The organism is Terriglobales bacterium (assembly GCA_035567895.1).
GTDB lineage: Bacteria > Acidobacteriota > Terriglobia > Terriglobales > Acidobacteriaceae > Gp1-AA112.
This window is the reverse complement of the sequence record DATMPC010000076.1, coordinates 1-18,766: the sequence shown is the minus strand read 5'-3', so window position 1 is coordinate 18,766 and position 18,766 is coordinate 1. Positions and strand designations below refer to the sequence as shown.

At 55.8% G+C, this 18,766-nt stretch carries 16 protein-coding genes; 7 read left to right on the top strand and 9 right to left on the bottom strand.

From position 1 onward, the window contains the following. Window positions 1-22: 22 nt before the first annotated feature. The gene (locus VNX88_15715) at window positions 23-2,014 is read right to left on the bottom strand and encodes a S9 family peptidase (GenBank protein HWY70116.1); all 1,992 of its coding nucleotides are present in this window, start codon (window positions 2,012-2,014) and stop codon (window positions 23-25) included. Between the two features lie 321 nt (window positions 2,015-2,335). Then, window positions 2,336-2,638 carry a hypothetical protein gene (locus tag VNX88_15710; protein HWY70115.1) on the bottom strand — a complete coding sequence of 101 codons (303 nt, stop codon included), beginning with the start codon at window positions 2,636-2,638 and terminating at the stop codon, window positions 2,336-2,338. Window positions 2,639-2,741: 103 nt separating this feature from the next. Between VNX88_15710 and VNX88_15705 the strand changes: the two genes are divergently transcribed. After that, a complete protein-coding gene (locus tag VNX88_15705; protein ID HWY70114.1) occupies window positions 2,742-3,053 on the top strand; it encodes a 2Fe-2S iron-sulfur cluster-binding protein in 312 nt (103 codons plus the stop codon). Window positions 3,054-3,539: 486 nt separating this feature from the next. On the opposite strand, the gene VNX88_15700 is transcribed toward VNX88_15705, so the two are convergent. The 7 genes from VNX88_15700 to VNX88_15670 all read right to left on the bottom strand — a co-directional run bounded on the left by VNX88_15700 (window position 3,540) and on the right by VNX88_15670 (window position 10,168). Further along, the gene (locus VNX88_15700) at window positions 3,540-4,019 is read right to left on the bottom strand and encodes a type II toxin-antitoxin system VapC family toxin (GenBank protein HWY70113.1); all 480 of its coding nucleotides are present in this window, start codon (window positions 4,017-4,019) and stop codon (window positions 3,540-3,542) included. A 187-nt stretch (window positions 4,020-4,206) separates the two neighbouring features. Continuing rightward, window positions 4,207-5,076: a tetratricopeptide repeat protein gene (locus VNX88_15695; GenBank protein HWY70112.1), complete on the bottom strand. Its 870-nt coding sequence runs from the start codon at window positions 5,074-5,076 to the stop codon at window positions 4,207-4,209. A 353-nt stretch (window positions 5,077-5,429) separates the two neighbouring features. Beyond that, window positions 5,430-6,173, bottom strand: a complete 744-nt coding sequence (pal, locus tag VNX88_15690; protein ID HWY70111.1) for a peptidoglycan-associated lipoprotein Pal — start codon at window positions 6,171-6,173, stop codon at window positions 5,430-5,432. A gap of 274 nt (window positions 6,174-6,447) precedes the next feature. Further along, complete coding sequence (gene tolB, locus VNX88_15685) at window positions 6,448-7,815, bottom strand: Tol-Pal system beta propeller repeat protein TolB (protein HWY70110.1); 1,368 nt, start codon at window positions 7,813-7,815, stop codon at window positions 6,448-6,450. A gap of 218 nt (window positions 7,816-8,033) precedes the next feature. Beyond that, complete coding sequence (locus tag VNX88_15680; protein HWY70109.1) at window positions 8,034-8,831, bottom strand: TonB family protein; 798 nt, start codon at window positions 8,829-8,831, stop codon at window positions 8,034-8,036. Continuing rightward, window positions 8,815-9,246, bottom strand: coding sequence for a biopolymer transporter ExbD (locus tag VNX88_15675; protein HWY70108.1), 432 nt, complete (start codon window positions 9,244-9,246; stop codon window positions 8,815-8,817). The genes VNX88_15680 and VNX88_15675 overlap by 17 nt, the downstream gene beginning before the upstream one ends. 193 nt (window positions 9,247-9,439) lie before the next feature. Continuing rightward, window positions 9,440-10,168, bottom strand: coding sequence for a MotA/TolQ/ExbB proton channel family protein (locus VNX88_15670; GenBank protein ID HWY70107.1), 729 nt, complete (start codon window positions 10,166-10,168; stop codon window positions 9,440-9,442). Between the two features lie 665 nt (window positions 10,169-10,833). On the opposite strand from VNX88_15670, the gene recN reads away from it, so the two are divergent. From recN to VNX88_15640, 6 genes are all read left to right on the top strand, one after another. Next, entirely contained in the window at window positions 10,834-12,534 is a 1,701-nt protein-coding gene (recN, locus tag VNX88_15665) for a DNA repair protein RecN (GenBank protein ID HWY70106.1), read from the top strand. Window positions 12,535-13,013: 479 nt separating this feature from the next. Beyond that, window positions 13,014-14,000, top strand: a complete 987-nt coding sequence (gene ispH, locus VNX88_15660; GenBank protein ID HWY70105.1) for a 4-hydroxy-3-methylbut-2-enyl diphosphate reductase — start codon at window positions 13,014-13,016, stop codon at window positions 13,998-14,000. 7 nt (window positions 14,001-14,007) lie between these two features. Continuing rightward, on the top strand, window positions 14,008-15,981 hold the full coding sequence (gene shc / locus VNX88_15655; protein ID HWY70104.1) for a squalene--hopene cyclase: 1,974 nt from the start codon (window positions 14,008-14,010) through the stop codon (window positions 15,979-15,981). Between the two features lie 48 nt (window positions 15,982-16,029). Further along, a complete protein-coding gene (hpnH, locus tag VNX88_15650) occupies window positions 16,030-17,154 on the top strand; it encodes an adenosyl-hopene transferase HpnH (protein HWY70103.1) in 1,125 nt (374 codons plus the stop codon). Then, on the top strand, window positions 17,151-17,597 hold the full coding sequence (locus tag VNX88_15645) for a hypothetical protein (protein ID HWY70102.1): 447 nt from the start codon (window positions 17,151-17,153) through the stop codon (window positions 17,595-17,597). Before hpnH ends, VNX88_15645 begins: the two co-directional genes overlap by 4 nt. Window positions 17,598-17,897: 300 nt before the next feature. Continuing rightward, window positions 17,898-18,766, top strand: an 869-nt coding sequence (locus VNX88_15640) for an ABC transporter permease (GenBank protein HWY70101.1), incomplete at its 3' end; no start/stop codon positions are given.

Sequence of the window (18,766 nt, the reverse complement as noted above, 5' to 3'; positions counted from 1 at the left end):
GCTCGAAATGACAAAGGAAAGACTACTGCCCAGCCGCCGTCTCCAACGGCTGCTTCAGCAGATACGTCTTTACAAACATGATCGTCGAATAGAACTGGAAATCCTGGTTCTTCTTCTTCGAGAATCCGTGGCCTTCGTCCTTGGCTTCGAGATACCACAGCGGAGCTCCATTTCCCTTCAGCTTGTCAGCCATCTGCCGCGACTCGCTAACCGGCACTCGCGGATCATTCGTGCCGGCGACAACGAACGTCGGCTTGGTGATCTTCTGCGCGTTGTTCATCGGTGCAATACGTTCCATGAACTCGCGCATCTTAGGATCACGCTCGTCGCCATATTCGACACGTCGCAGATCGCGGCGATAGGGTTCGGTGTGCTCCAGCAGTGTAACCAGATTACTCGGACCAACCACCGGCAACTGACAGCAGAGATCGTTTTCGTAGAGCGTCGCGATCGCCCAAGTCATGTGACCGCCATAGCTGCCGCCGGTGACCATGATGCTGCCTCCGTCCAAATCGGGACTCTGCTTGACCCAATCGATCAGCGCTCCGATGTCTTTATAAGTTCCCTCGCGCAGGAATCCATTGTCGAGCTTGACGAAGCTTTTCCCATATCCGGTGGACCCGCGAACATTGGGAAAGATCACGGCCACACCAAGTTCATTCACGTAGTAGTTTGTTCGCCCTGCGAACCCAGGACGCGACTGCCCTTCAGGACCGCCGTGAATATCGATAATCACCGGCCGTTTGCCGCTGAACTTTGCAGAATCTGGTTTATAGAGATATCCCGAGATGGTACGAGCATCGAAGGTCTTCCAGTGGATCATCTCCGGCGTAGCAAAGTTCGCCGGATTCAGGCCTCCGGTTTCGCTCGTAGTCCAGCGATCAACCTTGCCGGTCTGAGCGTTGAACGAATAGGTATCGAGCGGAGACTTGGCTGAGCTGAGGCTGAAGGCAACATCCTGTCCGTTCTTGTGCCACTTAACTCTGCCAACTACGCCCAGCGGAATCTTCGGCCCTGCTTTTTGCCGCCCCGACGCTGTATCGAGTAGGCGGATCACGCTGGCTCCATCTTCGTTGGCGATGAAGGCAATCGTGCGCCCGTCCTCGCTGATGTCGAAATCGTCCACGTCCCACTTGATGTCGCTCGTCAAATACTTTGGCTGCAGTGAACCGAGATCGAAGTAGGCCAGACGCTGGAACTCCGAGTCACGATCCGTAGTGGCGTAGAACCCCTTGCCATCTTTGCTGAACTTCGCGTCGCTGTAAGCAATCTGCTCGGATCCTTTTTGGGTAAGCTGTCTCTTCTGTCCCGAGGCGACGTCCACGAGCCATATGTAGGACTCGTTCACCGAGATGCCCTCGATGAGCAGGAGCTGCTTGTCATCTGGAGACCAGTCGGTAGTCTGCCATCCGCCGCCTTGAAGCTGCAGCAGCATGCGGTCCGTTTTGGGATCGCTGGCATCCATCACCCAAAGATCGGTGTCCTGGCCGTTGCGCCGCGTCGAGTTGTAGGCAAACTGCCCGCTACGGTTAGCGAAGACCGCGCCCAGGTTGCGCGACTTTCCGTCAGTCAGCAGCGTTATGTCGCCCGAATCGACGTCATAGCGGTAGTACTGGAACCACTCGCCGCCGCCGATATCTTTCGAGAAGATGAAGTACTTCCCATTGACCGGATCGTAGTGCGCTGAAGTCACGCGGTCAGGAAAGAACGTAAGTTGCGTGCGGTCAGCCCCAGGAGCCGCTACACGATGCACCTGCGGCACATCGCCGAAGCGCGTGTTGATCAACATCTCGCGTTTGGTCGGATTCCAATCCAGAAAAGCGGCAGTACGGACTTGCGTATAACGATCCGCCTGTTGCGCGATCGACGTAGGAACCGGCGGAATGCCTTCCACGATTAGGGCTGAGTTTGGCTGCACGCTTTGCGGCGCCAGCGGAGGACCGCTAGGTGCATGCTGGGCGAGGGCGAATGAGGTAAAGATAATGAGGGGCAGAAAAGTTAGTGTGCGTTTCATGGCTCTCCTCTGGATGCAAGAGTTTTATCAGAAGAAGGCCAGATTTGCAGCTGGGGGCGGGGGGCTTGACTTGTCATCCTGAGCCGATGTTGGCGAAGGATCTCCCGAAATGTATCAACTGAATTGCACTCTCCCGGCTTTTCGGCCCAGGTTCTCGTGAAAGAGCCCGGACACAGCATTCGAGCCCTATGCATCGCGGGAGATCCTTCGCCAACATCGGCTCAGGATGACAAAATCCTTGGGCTGTTTGGAAGTAGGGACGCAGCATGCTGCGTCTCTACCTTGCTGCATGCTGAATCCGAGATGCGCGCAGGTCCCGCGCTACGCCACCAACGGATCGTCCTTCTTATCGCTCTGGTTGTTCTTCTGACGCATTCCAGGGTCCATCTCCTGGCCGCTATGCTCTGGATTCTCTCCCGGTTCAGGAAAATCCGTATCGCGGCCCTTTATGCGCGCGTCTTCAGTGCGGTGCCCAAGCTGTCCCTCGAGCGAGGTCTGGCTGTGCTGGTCGCGGTTTTCGGTCTCCACCGCGCCTTTCTTCAGATCGTTGTCCTGGTCCGGCATGTATGACTCCTCAGTAGAGGAGATGGAGTTTTGCCGCGAGCGCGTTGTATAGGAGGACATAGGGCACTCCGTTCGTGTGGGGAGCATTGTAGTGCTGAAGCGTGGGCGGCTGGCACTCGATTTTTTTGATAGCAATCAGAGGCCTTTACAATGTCCCCATCCCATGAGCACTCCCGGCCCCCTATATCGTCCATTCGACGAACTAGTCACCATCAAAATCCTCGGCAAAGAATTCCAAGTCCCAAAGGGCAACATGCTGCTGCGAGCCATGCAATATCTTTCGCCCGAGAATGTCGCCATGGGACGCTTCTGCTGGAACGAAGAATGCCAATACTGCCGCGTCTCCTACAAAGCCACGCCTGACGGCGCACCACGCCAAGCGCTCTCCTGCAAGCTGATGGTCGAACCGGGAATGGAAGTTGTAGAGGTTGCGACGGAGATTAAGTATTGTTTGCGGGATTTGGGGTTGAAGTAAAGCAGCATTCAGCACTCGGGCAATCAGCATGGACGCTGTCTTGGAATGTTTAGCTTAGCCTTTTGTCCCTATCGTTCGAGCACTTTGCTGCCTTCAGCTTCATTCGCTTGATGACCTCTTCATGCGAAACCGTGCGGCCGGTTCGCATCTGTTCAAGTCCCTTCGCACGAGCGCATCCTGATATTCACACAACTTTTTCTTAGGGAGGGCTTTCATAGAGTCGGTGCGCGCCTAAGGCCTACCGTCGTCGAGCCTCATTCATCTTCTTCATCTTCGTCTGAATGAGCAATTTTGACAGTTGAGCGGAATAGGCGCCGATGCGATCGCTATTTTCGTGGACGTAGCGGTCTCGAGGCCGATCGCTTCACAGGATTATCGGCTTCTCTTGCCTTTAGATCGGCAAAGATTTTGTCGAGATCATTGTCGAATTGAGCGGCATATTGGCTTCGCCACGCGTGAATTTCCTCGACAATCGCGTCGCTCTGATTATTCGTCAGATCCCATGAGCTCGTCGGGTGTGCAGATCGTTGTCGGCTCATACCCAAACTCCTCGATAATTCTCGCGCTGTCCCGCTTCAGCCTGGCGTTATTGATGTGCTTGAAGTTCCAGGTCAATAGATATTCGCACCCGTAGGCAGTCGCGGCTGCAACGTGAATCGCATCGGCAACTGCCTTCTGGGGGAAGGCACGCGACCTGATCAACTGTCGGGTCAACTCAAGTATCTCATCCGTCAGGGGCAAGAGGGTTGCATTTTCAAGAAAGACCATTCGGCTTCGAATGCCTTCAGGATCACCTTGCTGGCATTCTAAAAAGACTGCTTCTGAAGCAACTAGCTGGAAGTGATCGCGCTTTCGCTCCCACCACGCCTGACTGCTTAACTGGCGTTGCAACGTCGGGAGATCCGAACTCAGGCGACGAGCCAAATAGCTGATGAACGACGTCTCCAGGTAAACCTTTGGCTTCATTTCCTGATTTCCGGAACCTCGGAGATTTCACCAGATCATCAAGCTTCTGTCCAACCCGCCAGCGATTGAAATCGGAAGCGGAGATCAGGCCTCGCGCTGCTGTGCGTCTGCTGGATGCTTCCAGAATGCTTCAAGGGCTGAATGCTGAGTGCTGACGGCCGAGCACTCGCGAGGAGCGCGCCGCGGTTTACCGCGGCCGGGTGGGGCTGGGCTTGGAGGCCGTGGAGGTGGCCCCCAAACTGTTCAGGCGGTCGCGGGCTTGGCCCGCTTCGAGTGACTTGGGATAACGAGCGATCAGTGAGCGCAGTTCGCGCACTCCGGCATCGCGCTGGTTGAGATTGAGGAGTGCATACGCCTTCTTCAATTGCGCTGCAGAAGCCTTGTTGCCGCTGGGATATTGCTCGATGACTCTGTCGTAATCCTGCACCGCCTGCTTGTAGTTGCCTTGCTTGTACTCGATGTCGGCAATGTAGTACTGCGCATTTCCAGCGAGATCGGTGTTGCCGTAGTACTTGATGTAGTCGGCAAACTCCTGCGCCGCCAGGTTGTATTTCGCGCCGTTGTAGTCGCTGAGCGCGTTGTTATAGAGAACATCGGGCGGCTGAGCTTGCGCCTGCGGAGGCAGTTGCGGATTCTGCCCCGGCCCACCTTGCGGAGCCTGCAGGTTCTGCTGCGCTGCGGCCATGTCGTCGAGCTGCTTGCTCACCTTGGCCAATCGCGCCTTCAGCTCATCGACTGCATCGTGCAGCGACTGCACCTGCGCCGACACCTGATCGACCTTGCCGCCTTGATCTGCTGTGGATGTCTGCAGCGAATGCGAGATGGCATCGAGCGAGTTGGCAACGCGGTTGATGGTGTCGGTGTTCTGCTCGATCAGGCTGCGCATTGCGCCAAAACGCTCATCGTTGCTCTGCTGCAGCCGTGCAACTTTGTCCTGCAGATCCTGGATCTGGGTCTGCAGTTGCACCATTTCTTTGTTGGCGCCAAAAGCAACCGGCGCGAGTAAAAGCGTTAGGCCTACGGCGTACGTGATGAAACGATGGAATTTGATTTTCATGGTGTGCTCGTAATTCGTGAGCTTCTTATTTACTGACGTAAGCGCTTAGTAACTGTCATCTTATTCAGACACTGTCGTGCTTCGTTAGACGCGGTCACTCTGTCACAACTGTCATCCTGAGGCCCGATGTTGGCCGAAGGATCTCCCGCGATGCTCAGGACTTTGTCGCCCTTTCCTGGCTTTTTGGCGAGGGGTTTCTGGGCCAAAGAGCCAGGAGACGGCATTTTAAGTCCGACACATTCCGGGAGATCCTTCGGCCAACATTGGGCCTCAGGATGACAGTGTCTAAACAATTTCGAAAAGTAGAGACGTCCGCCGCGGCGGGCGTCTCTACCATTGCACCAGACAACTTCCTACTGCCCCGCCAGCACCAAATGCCCGCGCCGATTCTGCTGCCAGCACTGTTCGTTCGACTCGGTGCAGAACGGCTTCTCCTTGCCGAAGCTGGTCGTCGTCAGGCGATTGGCGGCGACGCCTGCCGAAACCAGCGCCTGCTTCGCAGCCTGGGCACGGCTGTCTCCGAGTGCCATGTTGTATTCGGTCGATCCGCGCTCGTCGCAGTGCCCTTCAATCAGCACTCTCCAATTTGGATGCTGATTCAGGAACTGCGCGTCGGCTTGCAGTGTCGATCCATCCTGCGGACGAATCTCATAGCTGTCGTAGTCGAAATACGCGTCCTTAATGTTGTTATCGAATAACTGCTGATCGGTCAGCGTCGGCTCCTGCGGTGGCGCCTGCACCGGCGGAGGACGATTCACTGTGACGCGCGTGGTCGCTTCCTGCGATCCGCCCGGACCGCTTGCTGTCAGGCGGTAATTGACCGAATCGGTCGGAGTCACAGTCTGTGATCCGCTGGCCTGCACCTTGCCGATTCCATCAATGGAAACGTCGGTAGCGTTCTCCGTCGTCCATGAAAGCTGCGTGGACTGACCGGCGTTGACGGTAGATGGATTTGCCGAAATCGACGCGGTCGGCGCCGGTGGCGGGGGCGGGGGCGGCGGTGGTGGCGCTGGCTGCTTCTTTTTACAACCGGCAATCACCAAAAGTACGGACAACGCTGCGATCTGAGTCGCATGCATCCACTGACGTTTGTTCACTGTCTCCTCCGAAAGTCTGAATAATGAATGCCCTGAAAACTTACTTCACCACGGAGACACGGAGTCACAGAGAAAAGCAAAAGCGGGATTGAACACGAAGGGCACGAAGGACACAGATGTGTGCGGCTTTTTTGATCTCACATCGACACTCTGAGCAATCAGCAGAATCTGTTTCTCACGACTGAAAACCTCCGTGGCCTTCGTGTCCTTCGTGTTCAATGCTTTTGCTTTCCTCCGTGTCTCCGTGTCTCCGTGGTGAAATGGCCTTTTGATCTTACTTCCAACTCCAGTTGGGTTGAGTGTTCTGGCCCGTATGAGTTAACTGGTGCTGCTGGGTGCCGTCGGCCAGCATGGTCCAGATTTGGGTCGTGCCTGAGCGATTGGATTGAAAAGCGATGTGCCGACCATCGGGCGACCACGACGGAAAATCGTTGGAGCCCGCGTCATGCGTCAACTGTGCCCAGGTTTTGCTGGCCACGTCCATTATATAAATGTCCTGCGCACCGGGGACTCCGGGACCGTACTTGCGCGACCACGCAAAAACCAGGTATTGCCCATTCGGGGACCACGATGGCGAAACCGCATATCCCGTATCGGTCATGCGCTGCACATTGGTTCCGTCCGACGCCATGATGTAGAGCTGCGGCAGTCCCGAGCGCCCGCTGATCCACGCGATCTGCCCTCCCGTTTTGGGATTCCATACCGGCGAGACGTCCGGGCCATGGGCCTCAGTTAAGCGAGTAAGTTCCCCTCCAGAAGCATTCGAGACGTAGATTTCCGGATCCCCGGTGCGGGAAGACGAAAATGCCAAATGCAGCCCGTCAGGCGACCACGCCGGAGAAATCGTGGTGCCCCCGATCGCCGGAAAAGACACGGGACGGTTCAGGTCGAGTGAAAACATGCGGATATTCACGCTGCGCTTGCCAAGTTCCACAAACGCAATACGGGAACTATCCGGCGAAATGCGAGGCGAGAGCGCGATGCTGCCAAGCTTCGTGACGGCGTGCTCACCGTTGCCATCGTAGTCCATCATCCAGATTTCTTTTGTTCCCGTGCGATTGCTGACGAAGACGGTCTTGCTCTCGGCAATTCCCGGAATGCCTCCGCCCAGCCGGAAGATGATCTCGTCGGCAAAGCGATGCGCGATCAGGCGTGCGTTGTCCTGCGTAGCATCTTCGCGGTATTGCTTGCCCAGTACTTGGGGCGAGACGGTGTTCTTAACGTCGTAGAGCCAGCCGAAGACGGAGACCTGCCCTCCGCTGACTCCTAAGTTTCCGAAAGCCAGCATCGCCGCATTGGTTGGAGGGTTTGCCCAGGCATCGAGTGTGACTTCCTGAGGTGTGCCCGGCACCTGCAAGGGATTGAAGCTCTTCGAAACCACATCGAAGATTCCGGCATTCTGCAGGTCGGAGAAGAGGACGCTGTTGAAGGTCGTGAGCAACGGTCCCGTATTGGGATCGGCATTCGCAGGCTTGAAGTCAGCAACGGCGATGCGAACGCGCTCGACGCCTTGGGTGACTACGCCTTGGAATTTGTCTTGTTGGGAAAAGGCCGACACGCATAGCAGGAGTGTGGCAACAATTCCCGCAAAACTTCTCGATCGAAATACACCTTGCCTAGTAAGCCTTCTAAACTCTGTCATCCTGAGCCCCTCTTTAGGGCGAAGGACCTGCCGGAATATGTCGGACGTCGTCGCTGCATCCAGGCTTTTTGGCTGGGGGCCCTTGGCAAAAAGCCTGGACGGCCCAATAAAGTCCGAAGCATCGCGGGAGGTCCTTCGCCCGAAAGAGGGGCTCAGGATGACAGAGTTTAGAAGTTTTGAGCGAACTGGACGGCCTGAAAAATTCTTCATCAATATCGTCATCTCTTAATCGGCGTATACCGAAACTCGAACTCCGCCCCCACACTACCGCCGCGATAATCCGAAGGCAGCGGCCCGAAGCTGTCGATACGCTGCAGCGTTCGCACTGCCGAAGTATCGAGCGAGGGTATGCCACTCGACTGCGTAATCCTCACATTCGACGGCGAGCCATCGCGCGAAATGTCGAACGCTACAGCGACGGACGCATTCGGCATGGCATGGGGATCGACCTCATACTTGAGCCAGTTCTGCGACAGGAGCTGCGCCACCTGGCGCACATAGTAAGCGTAGCGGCTGCCGAAATCCCCGCCGGTAGTCATAGCCACCGCGCCTACGCCGAGAGCGCTGCTGAACGTCGTAAAGTTCTGGTGAACCTGTCCGCCCTGCCCGTACTGCACTTGATTCGTCGCCTGTTGCACCGGTTCCGGACGCTTTTCCACACTCTGCCGCGGTTTCTCTTTGGGCTTGACCTTTACCGTTTCGGGAATCTTCACAGCTTCAGGCACAGGTGGAGCAAGTTCCTTCGGCTGCGAGTGGGTGACCGCCTGAGACTCGTTCGCCACAATATTCTCTGTAGGCTGCTCGCGGGGAAGCGGAATAGCACTGGCCCCCACCAATGTCGCCGAAATTGCTTCGCCGGAGACCCGCTCGCCGCTCCCCCATTCATTTCGGGAAAAGCCCATATAGGCGCCATAAGCGAGGATCGCTGCCACTATAGCTCCGTGAAACGCGATGGAGGCCGTAATCGGCCCCTTCCACGATTCCCGGATGTCGAAAATATCAACGCGTTGCGACATTCTTGGTCTGATAGGGCTGCGTAACGATAGCGATGTTGGTTATGCCGCTCTGCTTCACGATGTCCATCAAAGCGGCGAATGCGCCGAAAGTCACGTTCTCGTCGCAACGCAGATAGATGGGATGATGCTCAGGATCCTTCACGCGGTCGTGCAGAATCTTCGGAAGCTCCGCCAGCTTGACTGTCTCGCTGCCCAGAAAAACATTCTGATCGCGATCCATAGTGAGCACCAGCCGTGGCTCGGTGATTTCCCTCACCGTCTGCGTATGCGGAACGTTCACCTCGATGCCCGACTGAATGATAGGCGCAGTCAACATGAAGATGATGAGCAGCACCAGCACCACGTCGACAAACGGCGTGATGTTGATCTCAGAGAGCGAACTCTGCGTGCGACCTTGGGAATTTGTAAATGCCATAAAAGCCTATTTCACCACTGGGTCACGGAGTAGGCACCAGGATGAAACCACGGAGGACACGAAGGAGCACGAAGGAAAAACAGATCCAAACGGAGAGAGCATTTATCCAATCCTTCCTTCGTGTACCTTCGTGTCCTTCGTGGTTTCACTATCGGTGGTTTTTCCCCGTGACTCCGCGTCTCCGTGGTGAAGGTTATCTCTCTTCTAGAACGACAGCTTCGCGCGTTCTTGCCGACTGCGGCGGTGGCGCGGAGCGATCGACTGTATTCAGGAGTTCGAGGCCGAAATCATCCATGCGCGCGCCGAATTCGCGGATCTGCTGCATGTACTGGTTATAGGCGATTACGGCCGGAATCGCGGTAAAGAGTCCGGCAGCGGTGGTAATCAGCGCCGCGGAAATTCCCGGAGCCACTGCACGCAACGTCGCGGCGCCAGCATTGCCCAGTCCCTGAAAGGCATCGATGATGCCCCAGACAGTGCCAAACAGGCCGACAAATGGTGTGATCGCACCGGTGGTCGCGAGCCAGGGAAGACGCGACTCCATCTGCGTCATTTCTTCAGACGACGCGATCTGGACCGCCCTTTGCACCGCAGGAAGATTGCGCGGCGAACCTGCACCGCTCTGGCGGCGATATTCCTCGTATCCACCCTCGAAAACACTTACGAGAGGGCTGGGCTTGAACTGTTCCGAGACCGCGGAAACGTCCTGCAGACGTCCGTTAGCTTTGCGGAATGCGCGCAGGAAGCGTCCACTCTGCGCACGCATGCGCCGGAACTTCGCTCCCCTCGAGAGAATGATTGACCAGGAGAGAACGCTGAACAGCAACAAGAGCGCTAAGACTGTGTGTGCGACCGGACCGGCCTGGGCAATCAAATTACCGATCTCGGTAGTAAATGCAAGGAGGGCGGGGGGAGACGTCATTTACACCTCTGCTAAAAGGTAGCAAACCGCAACTCTGTGTGGCAAAGTCTTAGAACCACTTGAGTACATGAACTTGTGTTTCACCCACGGAGCAATCTTTTGTCATTCCGAAGGCGGCGCGGTTTGTGCGCCGACGAGGAATCCCTACCGTACTGATGCGCTTTCATGAGACGAGATTTCTTATTTCGTATCGCCGATCACCTTCGCGCTGTGAGATCGGTCACAGAAGAGTCTTCACGAGCAGCGTCCTCCGCAGATCTTCCCAAGACGGATTCATGCTGTTGATGAGAGCAATCTTCTTCTCCCTTCGCCAACTCTTTATTTGTTTCTCACGCGCGATGGCTTTGACGACATCGCTGAAGGTCTGGAATTAACCAGGCGATCGACTTTGTACCGCGTGGTGAAACTGCCTGATTCTCCGATCCAATGCTCTGCTGAACGCCGTTGCACGTTATTGCTGATTCCGACGTATAAAGTTCCCGACAAACTCGCGAGGATGTAGACGAAGTAAACCTTCGGGCTTCCTGGCACGGGCTGACATTCTAGCCGTCGATAGGGATTCCTCTCCGCCCAAAATCAGGGCGGCTCGGAATGACAGAGACGGCGCGCTCTGAATCCGATTGATGGGTTTTTCGAATGAAGCTATGCTTCGCTGAGACCCGAGGATGCCTTTGCTAGTCGAGCTCACCGTCGAAAACTACGCCGTGATCGACCACGTAACCGTCGAGTTTGGGCCCGGACTCAACCTCCTGACCGGTGAGACCGGCGCCGGAAAGTCCATCCTGATTGACGCACTCGCGCTGCTTATGGGTGACAAGGCGTCCCCGGAAGTGGTGCGCCACGGTGCAGAAAAGGCCGTTTTAAGCTGTTTATTTCACGCCGAAAGCGCGCAAATCGACCGCATACTTGACGCAAACGGCCTCGAAAGCGCGTCGGGAGAGCTGATATTGAAGCGGGAAATCGGCGTCAAGAGCCGCGTTTGGGTGAATAACCAGCCCGCAACTGTCGCAGTATTGAAGCAATTGGGGCCCGAACTGGTCACTATTCACGCGCAAAACGAGACCGTATTGGCGTTTGATCCGCCGGCCAGGCTCAAATTGCTGGATTCTTATGCCGGAATTAGCGTCGAATTAGTCGCCATAAAGTACGCGGAATGGCGCGAACTGCGCGCGCGAATCGAAGAATTAGAGCGCAGTGAGCAGGATAGGCTGCGTTTAGTCGACTTGTGGAGCTTCCAGAAGAAGGAAATCGACGCCGCTAAGCTCGAATTAGGCGAGGATTTGCGCCTTGAAACTGAGCGCAGAGTCCTTCAAAACGCCGAAAAACTGTATTCAGCAGCCATGGGAGCGTACGACTTGCTGTACGAATCGCCCAATTCTGCGCTCGCAACGCTGCGTTCTGCTGCGCGTCAGCTAGAAGAATTAGCGCGTTTTGATCCTCAATTCAGCGAATCAGTGAAGGTTATCGAGTCCGCAAGGGCGGATATCGAGGACGTTAGCGCCACAACTCGCGACTACGCCGACGGCATTGATGCCTCTCCGGAGCGCTTGGCAGAGCTTGAAGATCGCCTGGAAACCATCGATAGGCTGAAGCGAAAGTACGGAAATAGCGTCGAAGAAGTACTCGCTTACTGCGCCGATCTGATGCAAAAGCTGGACGAAGTCGAGAATCGTGACGAGATTTTGCGCGCGTTGAAGAAGCAATTAGCCACTGCAGCGCAGGATTACCTCGCCGAAACACAGCAAATTTCGCGCAATCGCGTCGCCGCAGCGCGCAAATTAGAGAAATTAGCGGAAACAGAAATCAACGAATTAGCGATGAAAGCGCGCTTCCGAGTCGAAGTAACGACATCGGAAGATGACGCAAACTGGTCGCCTTCGGGCCTTGATTCCGTCGCATATCTGATCGCAACCAACCTGGGAGAGCCGCTAAATCCGATCGAAAAGATCGCTTCTGGAGGCGAATTGTCGCGAGTAATGCTGGCTTTGAAGGCTAGTGTTGAGGCTGGACACTCACGAACGAACGGCAACGGAAAGCCTAAACGCCGAGCGGCTGAGCGTACTTTGGTCTTTGACGAGATCGATACCGGCATCGGCGGACGCGCTGCAGAAGCTGTCGGCAAGAAACTAAAGGCCTTAGGTAGTCATAATCAGGTGATTTGCGTAACGCACTTGCCGCAGATTGCGTCGTTTGCTGACCATCATTTGCTGATCGAAAAGCACGAATGCGGCGGCCGAACGCAAACGAGCATTCGCCAACTTGACACCACAGAGCGTCGAGAAGAGATCGCCCGCATGTTGAGCGGTGCGAAGTTGACGGACGCAAGCTTGAAGCACGCCGAGCAAATGCTGAAGGCAAACGCCTAATTTCACCACGGAGCCACGGAGAAGAAAGGTTTTGAGCTTGGACAACGTGTTTTACAGGGAGCCTCTGTCCCAACGTCAACAATGAGATAACCTAAACATTTACAACACTTTACTAACTTATTTTACCTTGTCCCACTGTCCCAAAACCCTATACCCGATGGGACAGTGGGACAAGCGTGAACTAGCAGCCTTAGCGGAGAATCTTTGGCAGCTAGCGATCTGCATTACCTCCACCGAATCACCACCTGTTTCCCCACGAGATCGTCGACTTAGCTGTAAGCAAACCCAGCCTTACTCCGTGGCTCCGTGGCTCCGTGCCTCCGTGCCTCCGTGGTGAAAGGTTCTCCACTAAGGGCCTTATAACCCCCGCCCAATGCTAATCCTCGCCATTTCAGGAAGTTGCATTGACTGGCCAAGTTCCGCCTTGTAGTTTTGAAATCGGATTATTGCGTATTCGCGTCTATACTTAGAGACAGGTAATGACCCCCAATTCTGACAAGACAGTCCTGCTGCTGAAGCCCAGGGGATTCTGCGCCGGTGTGGTGCGCGCGATCGACATCGTCCGCATTGCGCTGGAGACCTTCGGCGCCCCGATTTACGTCCGCAAAGAGATCGTTCACAACCGCTATGTCGTCGATGATCTAGCGGAAAAAGGGGCAATTTTCGTCGACAGCGTCGAGGACGTTCCGGAGGGAGCGCGGGTCATCTACAGCGCCCATGGCGTAGCTCCTGAGGTTCGCGAGGCCAGCAAGGCGAGAAAGCTCAAGGTTATTGACGCAACGTGTCCGCTTGTAACCAAGGTCCACGTGGAGGCCATCAAGTTTGCCAAGCAGGGTAATTCGCTGATCCTCGTTGGACATCGGGATCACGATGAAATTATCGGTACCCTTGGCGAAGCTCCTGATGTGACTCAGGTTGTGAGTTCCCCGGCGGAGGTCGAGCAGGTTCATGTCCCCGATCCAGAGCGCGTTGCTTATCTCACACAGACCACACTCTCGCTCGACGAAGCCAAAGACATTATCGAGGCCCTGAAGCGCAAGTTCCCAAAGATTCATGGTCCCCACGCACAAGACATCTGCTACGCAACCGAAAATCGGCAGATTGCCGTGAAAAACGTAGCACCGCAGGCGGATCTATTGCTGGTTGTCGGCTCCGAGAACAGCTCGAATTCGAACCGACTGGTAGAAGTTGCAACTCGGCTCGAGACTCCTGCGTATTTGATTGAGAACTTCCGCGCGATTCGTCCGGAGTGGCTCGAGGATGTAAAAACGGTCGCGCTCACAGCCGGAGCCTCGGCTCCGGAGTGCCTGGTGGAAGAAGTGGTTGGGTATCTCTCCACAAAGGAGGGCTTCAACCGCGTCGAGGAAGTCGAAATTATGGCGGAGAACGTTCGTTTTGGACTCCCGCCGGAGATCGTGGCCGCAATTCACGCCGCGCCCTCCACGACTGCCGTCGCTGCGGAATAAGTAAGCTATGGACGAAATCCCCCGTCGCCCTGTGCAGATGGTGTTTGGCAAGATCGATGACATCGCCAGCCGCGTAGCCGCGGCGGTGGACGGCGCGCGAAGACTCCTCTTCGCAGCTCAAGAGCCGGAAGGATACTGGTCCGGCGAACTCGAAGCCGACACAACCCTCGAATCCGATTACATCCTGCTGCATACCCTTTTGGGAACGCGCGATGAAGTGCGCCTGCAAAAGGCCGCGCGTGAGATTCTGCGTCACCAGAACGAAGACGGCGGCTGGCCCATTTACTATGGCGGGCCGTCCAACGTAAGCGCCACCGTGAAAGCTTATTTTGGGCTGAAACTCACAGGCTACAAAGCCGATGATCCCATTTTGGTACGAGCGCGGGAGTGCATCGAGAACCTTGGCGGCGTAACCGCAGCCAACACCTTCACCAAGATTTACTTATGTTTCCTCGGCCAGTACGACTATGATGCGGTGCCGGCAATTCCTCCGGAGATCGTGCTATTCCCGACTTGGTTCTGGTTCAATATTTACGAGATTTCCTCATGGTCACGGGGAATCCTCGTGCCGCTGTCGATCGCTTACGCAAAAAAACCATTCAAGAAAATTCCCGACGAAATGGGGATTGACGAGCTATTTCCTGCCGGCCGTCACAATACTGATCTCCATTTGAAGTGGAGCGAAAAGCTCGTCAGCTGGCGTAATTTCTTCCTCGTGCTGGACCGTCTCACTCACTGGTTCGAGCGAGTGCATGTGCGCCCGCTGCGCTCGATCGCGCTGAAGAAAGCAGAGAAGTGGATGCTTGAGCGCATGGAGATGAGTGATGGCTTGGCAGCGATCTATCCGGCGATCATGAACTCCATCATCGCGCTGCGCTGCCTGGGTTACTCGACCGACGATCCACAAGTAATTCGCGCCATCGACGAGTTCGAAGCGTTGGGCATCGAGGAAGAAGATACATTCCGCATGCTACCGTGCAAGTCTCCAGTGTGGGACACAGCGTATGCCGCGTTCGCGCTCGGCGAAGCTGGCGTGCCGCCCACCGATCCGCGCATGGTTGCAGTGGGTGAATGGCTGCTGCAGAAACAGGTAACACACAAGGGCGATTGGGCGGTTAAGGTCAAGAACATTGCGCCCGCCGGTTGGTACTTTGAGTTCAACAACGAGTTCTATCCCGACGTCGACGATACGGCGATGGTCGTTCTTGGCTTGAGCAAGATTCAGGTGCCGAACGAGCGCTATCAGCACGAATCGGTGCAGCGTGCGATCGACTGGATGTTCTCCATGCAGTGCAAGAATGGTGGATGGGCATCGTTTGACAAAGACAACGACAAGATGGTGTTTCAGAACATCCCGTTCGCCGATCACAACGCGATGCTCGATCCGGCAACGGTGGACATCACTGGCCGCATTCTTGAGTGTCTGGCGACCTATGGCTACACACAGAACGATGCACGCGTCAAACGCGCAATTGAATTCCTGAAACGGGAACAAGAATCCGACGGCTCCTGGTTTGGGCGCTGGGGTGTCAATTACATCTACGGCACTATGCTGGTGCTGCGTGGACTCGAAGCCATCGGAGTCGATAATCACGAGCCTTGCATTCAGCAGGCTGCAGAATGGCTGCGCATGTATCAGAATCCCGACGGTGGATGGGGCGAGAGCTGCATGTCGTATGATGAGCCCACGACCAAGGGAATTGGCGCAAGCACTCCATCGCAAACGGCGTGGGCCATTATGGGACTTCTCGCGGCAGGCGACACGCGCAGTGATGCCGTGGCTCGCGGTGTAGCATACCTGCTGCGGACTCAACGGAAAGATGGAGGGTGGGACGAGCCTGAGTACACAGGAACGGGCTTCCCGCGGGTGTTCTATCTCGCGTACCACCTCTATCGTGCGTACTTTCCACTGATCGCATTGACCGCGTACGGGAAAACGGTGAGCAGCGAGCGGCTACAAGCAGACTCGCTGTTGACGTAGGTTTTTTATTTCGGGCGAGCGGATGCTCGCCGAGAACTTGAGGGCACTTTGGCGGGACCAATTTCACAGATGTGGACGGTTTCAACTTACGTCCTGAAGCAGAAGCTCGCTGGACGCAAGCGTTATCCGCTCGTCCTCATGCTCGAACCGCTCTTCCGCTGTAACCTCGCTTGCGCTGGATGCGGCAAAATCCAATATCCGGCACACATCCTGAAGCAACAGCTCACGCCGGAAGAATGCTTCCGCGCAGTCGACGAGTGCGGAGCACCGGTCGTTAGCATTCCGGGCGGCGAGCCGCTCATGCATACCGAGATCGAGAAGATCGTCGACGGCCTGATCGCTCGCAAGAAATACATCTATCTCTGCACCAATGCCCTCTTGCTGAAAGAGAAGCTCGATCTGTTCAAGCCGAGCAAGTACCTGACGTTCTCAGTCCACGTCGATGGACAACGCGAGCATCATGATTTCTCTGTCTGCCGCGAGGGTGGATACGAAATCGCGATTGAAGGCATTAAGGAAGCTGTCAAGCGTGGATTCCGCGTGACCACGAATACGACGCTCTTCGACGGCGCCGACCCGAACAGCGTCCGCGCTCACTTTGACGAAATGATGCAGCTCGGCGTCGAGAGCATGATGCTCTCACCAGGCTACTCCTACGACAAAGCACCCGACCAAAAACACTTTCTCGGACGCGCCCGCATCCGCCGCCTTTTCCGCGGAATTCTGTCGAACCGCAAAAAGAGCTGGCGCTTCAATCAATCACCGCTGTTTCTAGAGTTCCTGATGGGCAAACAGCATTACGCCTGTACACCGTGGGGCATGCCGACCTTCAACATCTTTGGCTGGCAGAAGCCTTGCTACCTGCTTCAGGACGGCTACGCCGATACTTTCCAGGAACTGATGGAAGCCACTGAGTGGCACAACTATGGTACTGAATCGGGAAATCCACGCTGTGCGAACTGCATGGTACACAGCGGATATGAGGCCTCTGCGGTGAGCGACACCTTCGGCTCCCTCGCCGGATTCATGCGAACGATTCGCGCCACCTTCTCGCACTACGACGACGAGAGCGCGCTCAAGCTCTTAAATGAGCCGGTGCGCCCAGTTCATACTTTCAACCCTCTGATCCAGATTGAAACTGACGCAAGCGAACTGGAGGAGAGCCGGGCATGAGCGGAGAGCCCCAACCAACAACTTCCGAGCAGCAGCAAGCCCCCATGAATCCTGAGGCGCTCGAAGTATCCCCGGGTACAGCGCACGAGCGACTCGAAGGCTGGATTCCGCAGCTTGCCAGGGAGAACGACATTCGCCAGGCGCTGGAAAAAGCGTTCGACTACCGCGGCGACATTACCATCACTCGCAAAGATGGAAGCAAGCTCGAAGGCTACGTCTTTGATCGTCGGACCAGTACCTCATTGAGGAATTCCTTCGTGAGAGTAATTCCTGCGGGCGCCCGCGAAAAGGTGTCGGTTCCCTACTCCGATATCGCGGCGCTCAAGTTCAGCGATCGTGATCCCGCGGCCGGTAAGAGCTTCGAAGCGTGGGTTAAGAAGTATTGGGAAAAACGCGCCGCCGGCGAGAAAAATATCCAGATCACGCCTGAAGTTCTCGAATAGTCTGGACTGAGGACCGACGCGCGCCCCGCGCGGGTGTTTGAACCCGACAAAGCACGCAGATCCCTTAGATTTTGAGTGTCCGGAGACCTAAACCCGGCCGAGGCCGGCCGCAGGTCCTGACTTCTTGCCTGATTTCTTGTCTGCTTCCGAACAGAAATTCCCACCACTGCACGCTAACTCCGAAGCGAACACGCATCAGCCTTCCGCCGATCTCGCAAAATCAATAGCTTGCTGAAGCGATCCTAGGGGCTCACACGTGCTCACTTTATCTCCTACCTCCAGTCAGGAGAAGAACACCGCATGGGACGCCTTCTACAAGACTTGCGTTTTGGCTTTCGCACGATCCTGAAGTCGCGCGGTTTCGCGCTTGTGGCAATTGCCACGCTGGCGCTTGGGATTGGCGCCAACACGGCGATGTTCACCGTTGTATACAACGTCCTGCTGCGTCCTCTTCCTTTTCCAGAACCAGAGGGGCTGGTCGCCGTCGAAACACTGAATATACGAGGTGGAGTGCCTACTCCATCCTCTTTTTCCTATCCTGATTTTCGCGACGTGCGTGACCGCAATCGCTCATTCACCGATGTTGCCACCCACACCAATAATGACTACACACTGACCGGCGTAGGTGAACCAGTCCACGTTTCTACCGAGATTGCTTCGGCTGGTTTCTTCAACGTCCTGGGTGTGCAACCCACGCTAGGCCGCAGCTTTGCCCGCGACGAAGATCAGCCTGGCCATCACGTGATCGTTTTGAGCCACCAATTTTGGGCAAGACAATTCAACTCCGATCATGGAGTCATGGGACGCTTTGTAACGCTGAGCGGGCGCAGCTACACCATCATTGGAGTGATGCCAGAAGGCTTTCAGTTCCCCATACGGTCGCGCGCAATCGATCTCTGGACGACTTTCTCCAAGCTCTCGGAGCCAGATGAGCCGGGAGAATCTGTCGTGACTGAGCAGCGCGGCGCCCACTTCCTCGAAGTAATCGGACGGTTAAAGCCGGGCGTAAGCAGAGTCCAAGCCACAGCGGACGTGACTACCATCGCGCAAGACTTATCTGCACAGTATCCGAATTCAAACAAGAACAACGCACAAATGGGCGCGCGCCCACTGGTGGAATACATGGTCGGAGACAGCGCGCGTGCTCTAAAGCTTCTGCTAATGGCAGT

What these genes read in the sequence shown, in the direction of transcription:
- VNX88_15715 (HWY70116.1), bottom strand. Translation starts at nt 2,014, where the DNA reads ATGAAACGCACACTAACTTTTCTGCCCCTCATTATCTTTACCTCATTC.
- VNX88_15710 (HWY70115.1), bottom strand. Translation starts at nt 2,638, where the DNA reads ATGTCCTCCTATACAACGCGCTCGCGGCAAAACTCCATCTCCTCTACT.
- VNX88_15705 (HWY70114.1), top strand. Translation starts at nt 2,742, where the DNA reads ATGAGCACTCCCGGCCCCCTATATCGTCCATTCGACGAACTAGTCACC.
- VNX88_15700 (HWY70113.1), bottom strand. Translation starts at nt 4,019, where the DNA reads ATGAAGCCAAAGGTTTACCTGGAGACGTCGTTCATCAGCTATTTGGCT.
- VNX88_15695 (HWY70112.1), bottom strand. Translation starts at nt 5,076, where the DNA reads ATGAAAATCAAATTCCATCGTTTCATCACGTACGCCGTAGGCCTAACG.
- tolB (HWY70110.1), bottom strand. Translation starts at nt 7,815, where the DNA reads ATGACAGAGTTTAGAAGGCTTACTAGGCAAGGTGTATTTCGATCGAGA.
- VNX88_15680 (HWY70109.1), bottom strand. Translation starts at nt 8,831, where the DNA reads ATGTCGCAACGCGTTGATATTTTCGACATCCGGGAATCGTGGAAGGGG.
- VNX88_15675 (HWY70108.1), bottom strand. Translation starts at nt 9,246, where the DNA reads ATGGCATTTACAAATTCCCAAGGTCGCACGCAGAGTTCGCTCTCTGAG.
- VNX88_15670 (HWY70107.1), bottom strand. Translation starts at nt 10,168, where the DNA reads ATGACGTCTCCCCCCGCCCTCCTTGCATTTACTACCGAGATCGGTAAT.
- recN (HWY70106.1), top strand. Translation starts at nt 10,834, where the DNA reads ATGCCTTTGCTAGTCGAGCTCACCGTCGAAAACTACGCCGTGATCGAC.
- ispH (HWY70105.1), top strand. Translation starts at nt 13,014, where the DNA reads ATGACCCCCAATTCTGACAAGACAGTCCTGCTGCTGAAGCCCAGGGGA.
- shc (HWY70104.1), top strand. Translation starts at nt 14,008, where the DNA reads ATGGACGAAATCCCCCGTCGCCCTGTGCAGATGGTGTTTGGCAAGATC.
- VNX88_15645 (HWY70102.1), top strand. Translation starts at nt 17,151, where the DNA reads ATGAGCGGAGAGCCCCAACCAACAACTTCCGAGCAGCAGCAAGCCCCC.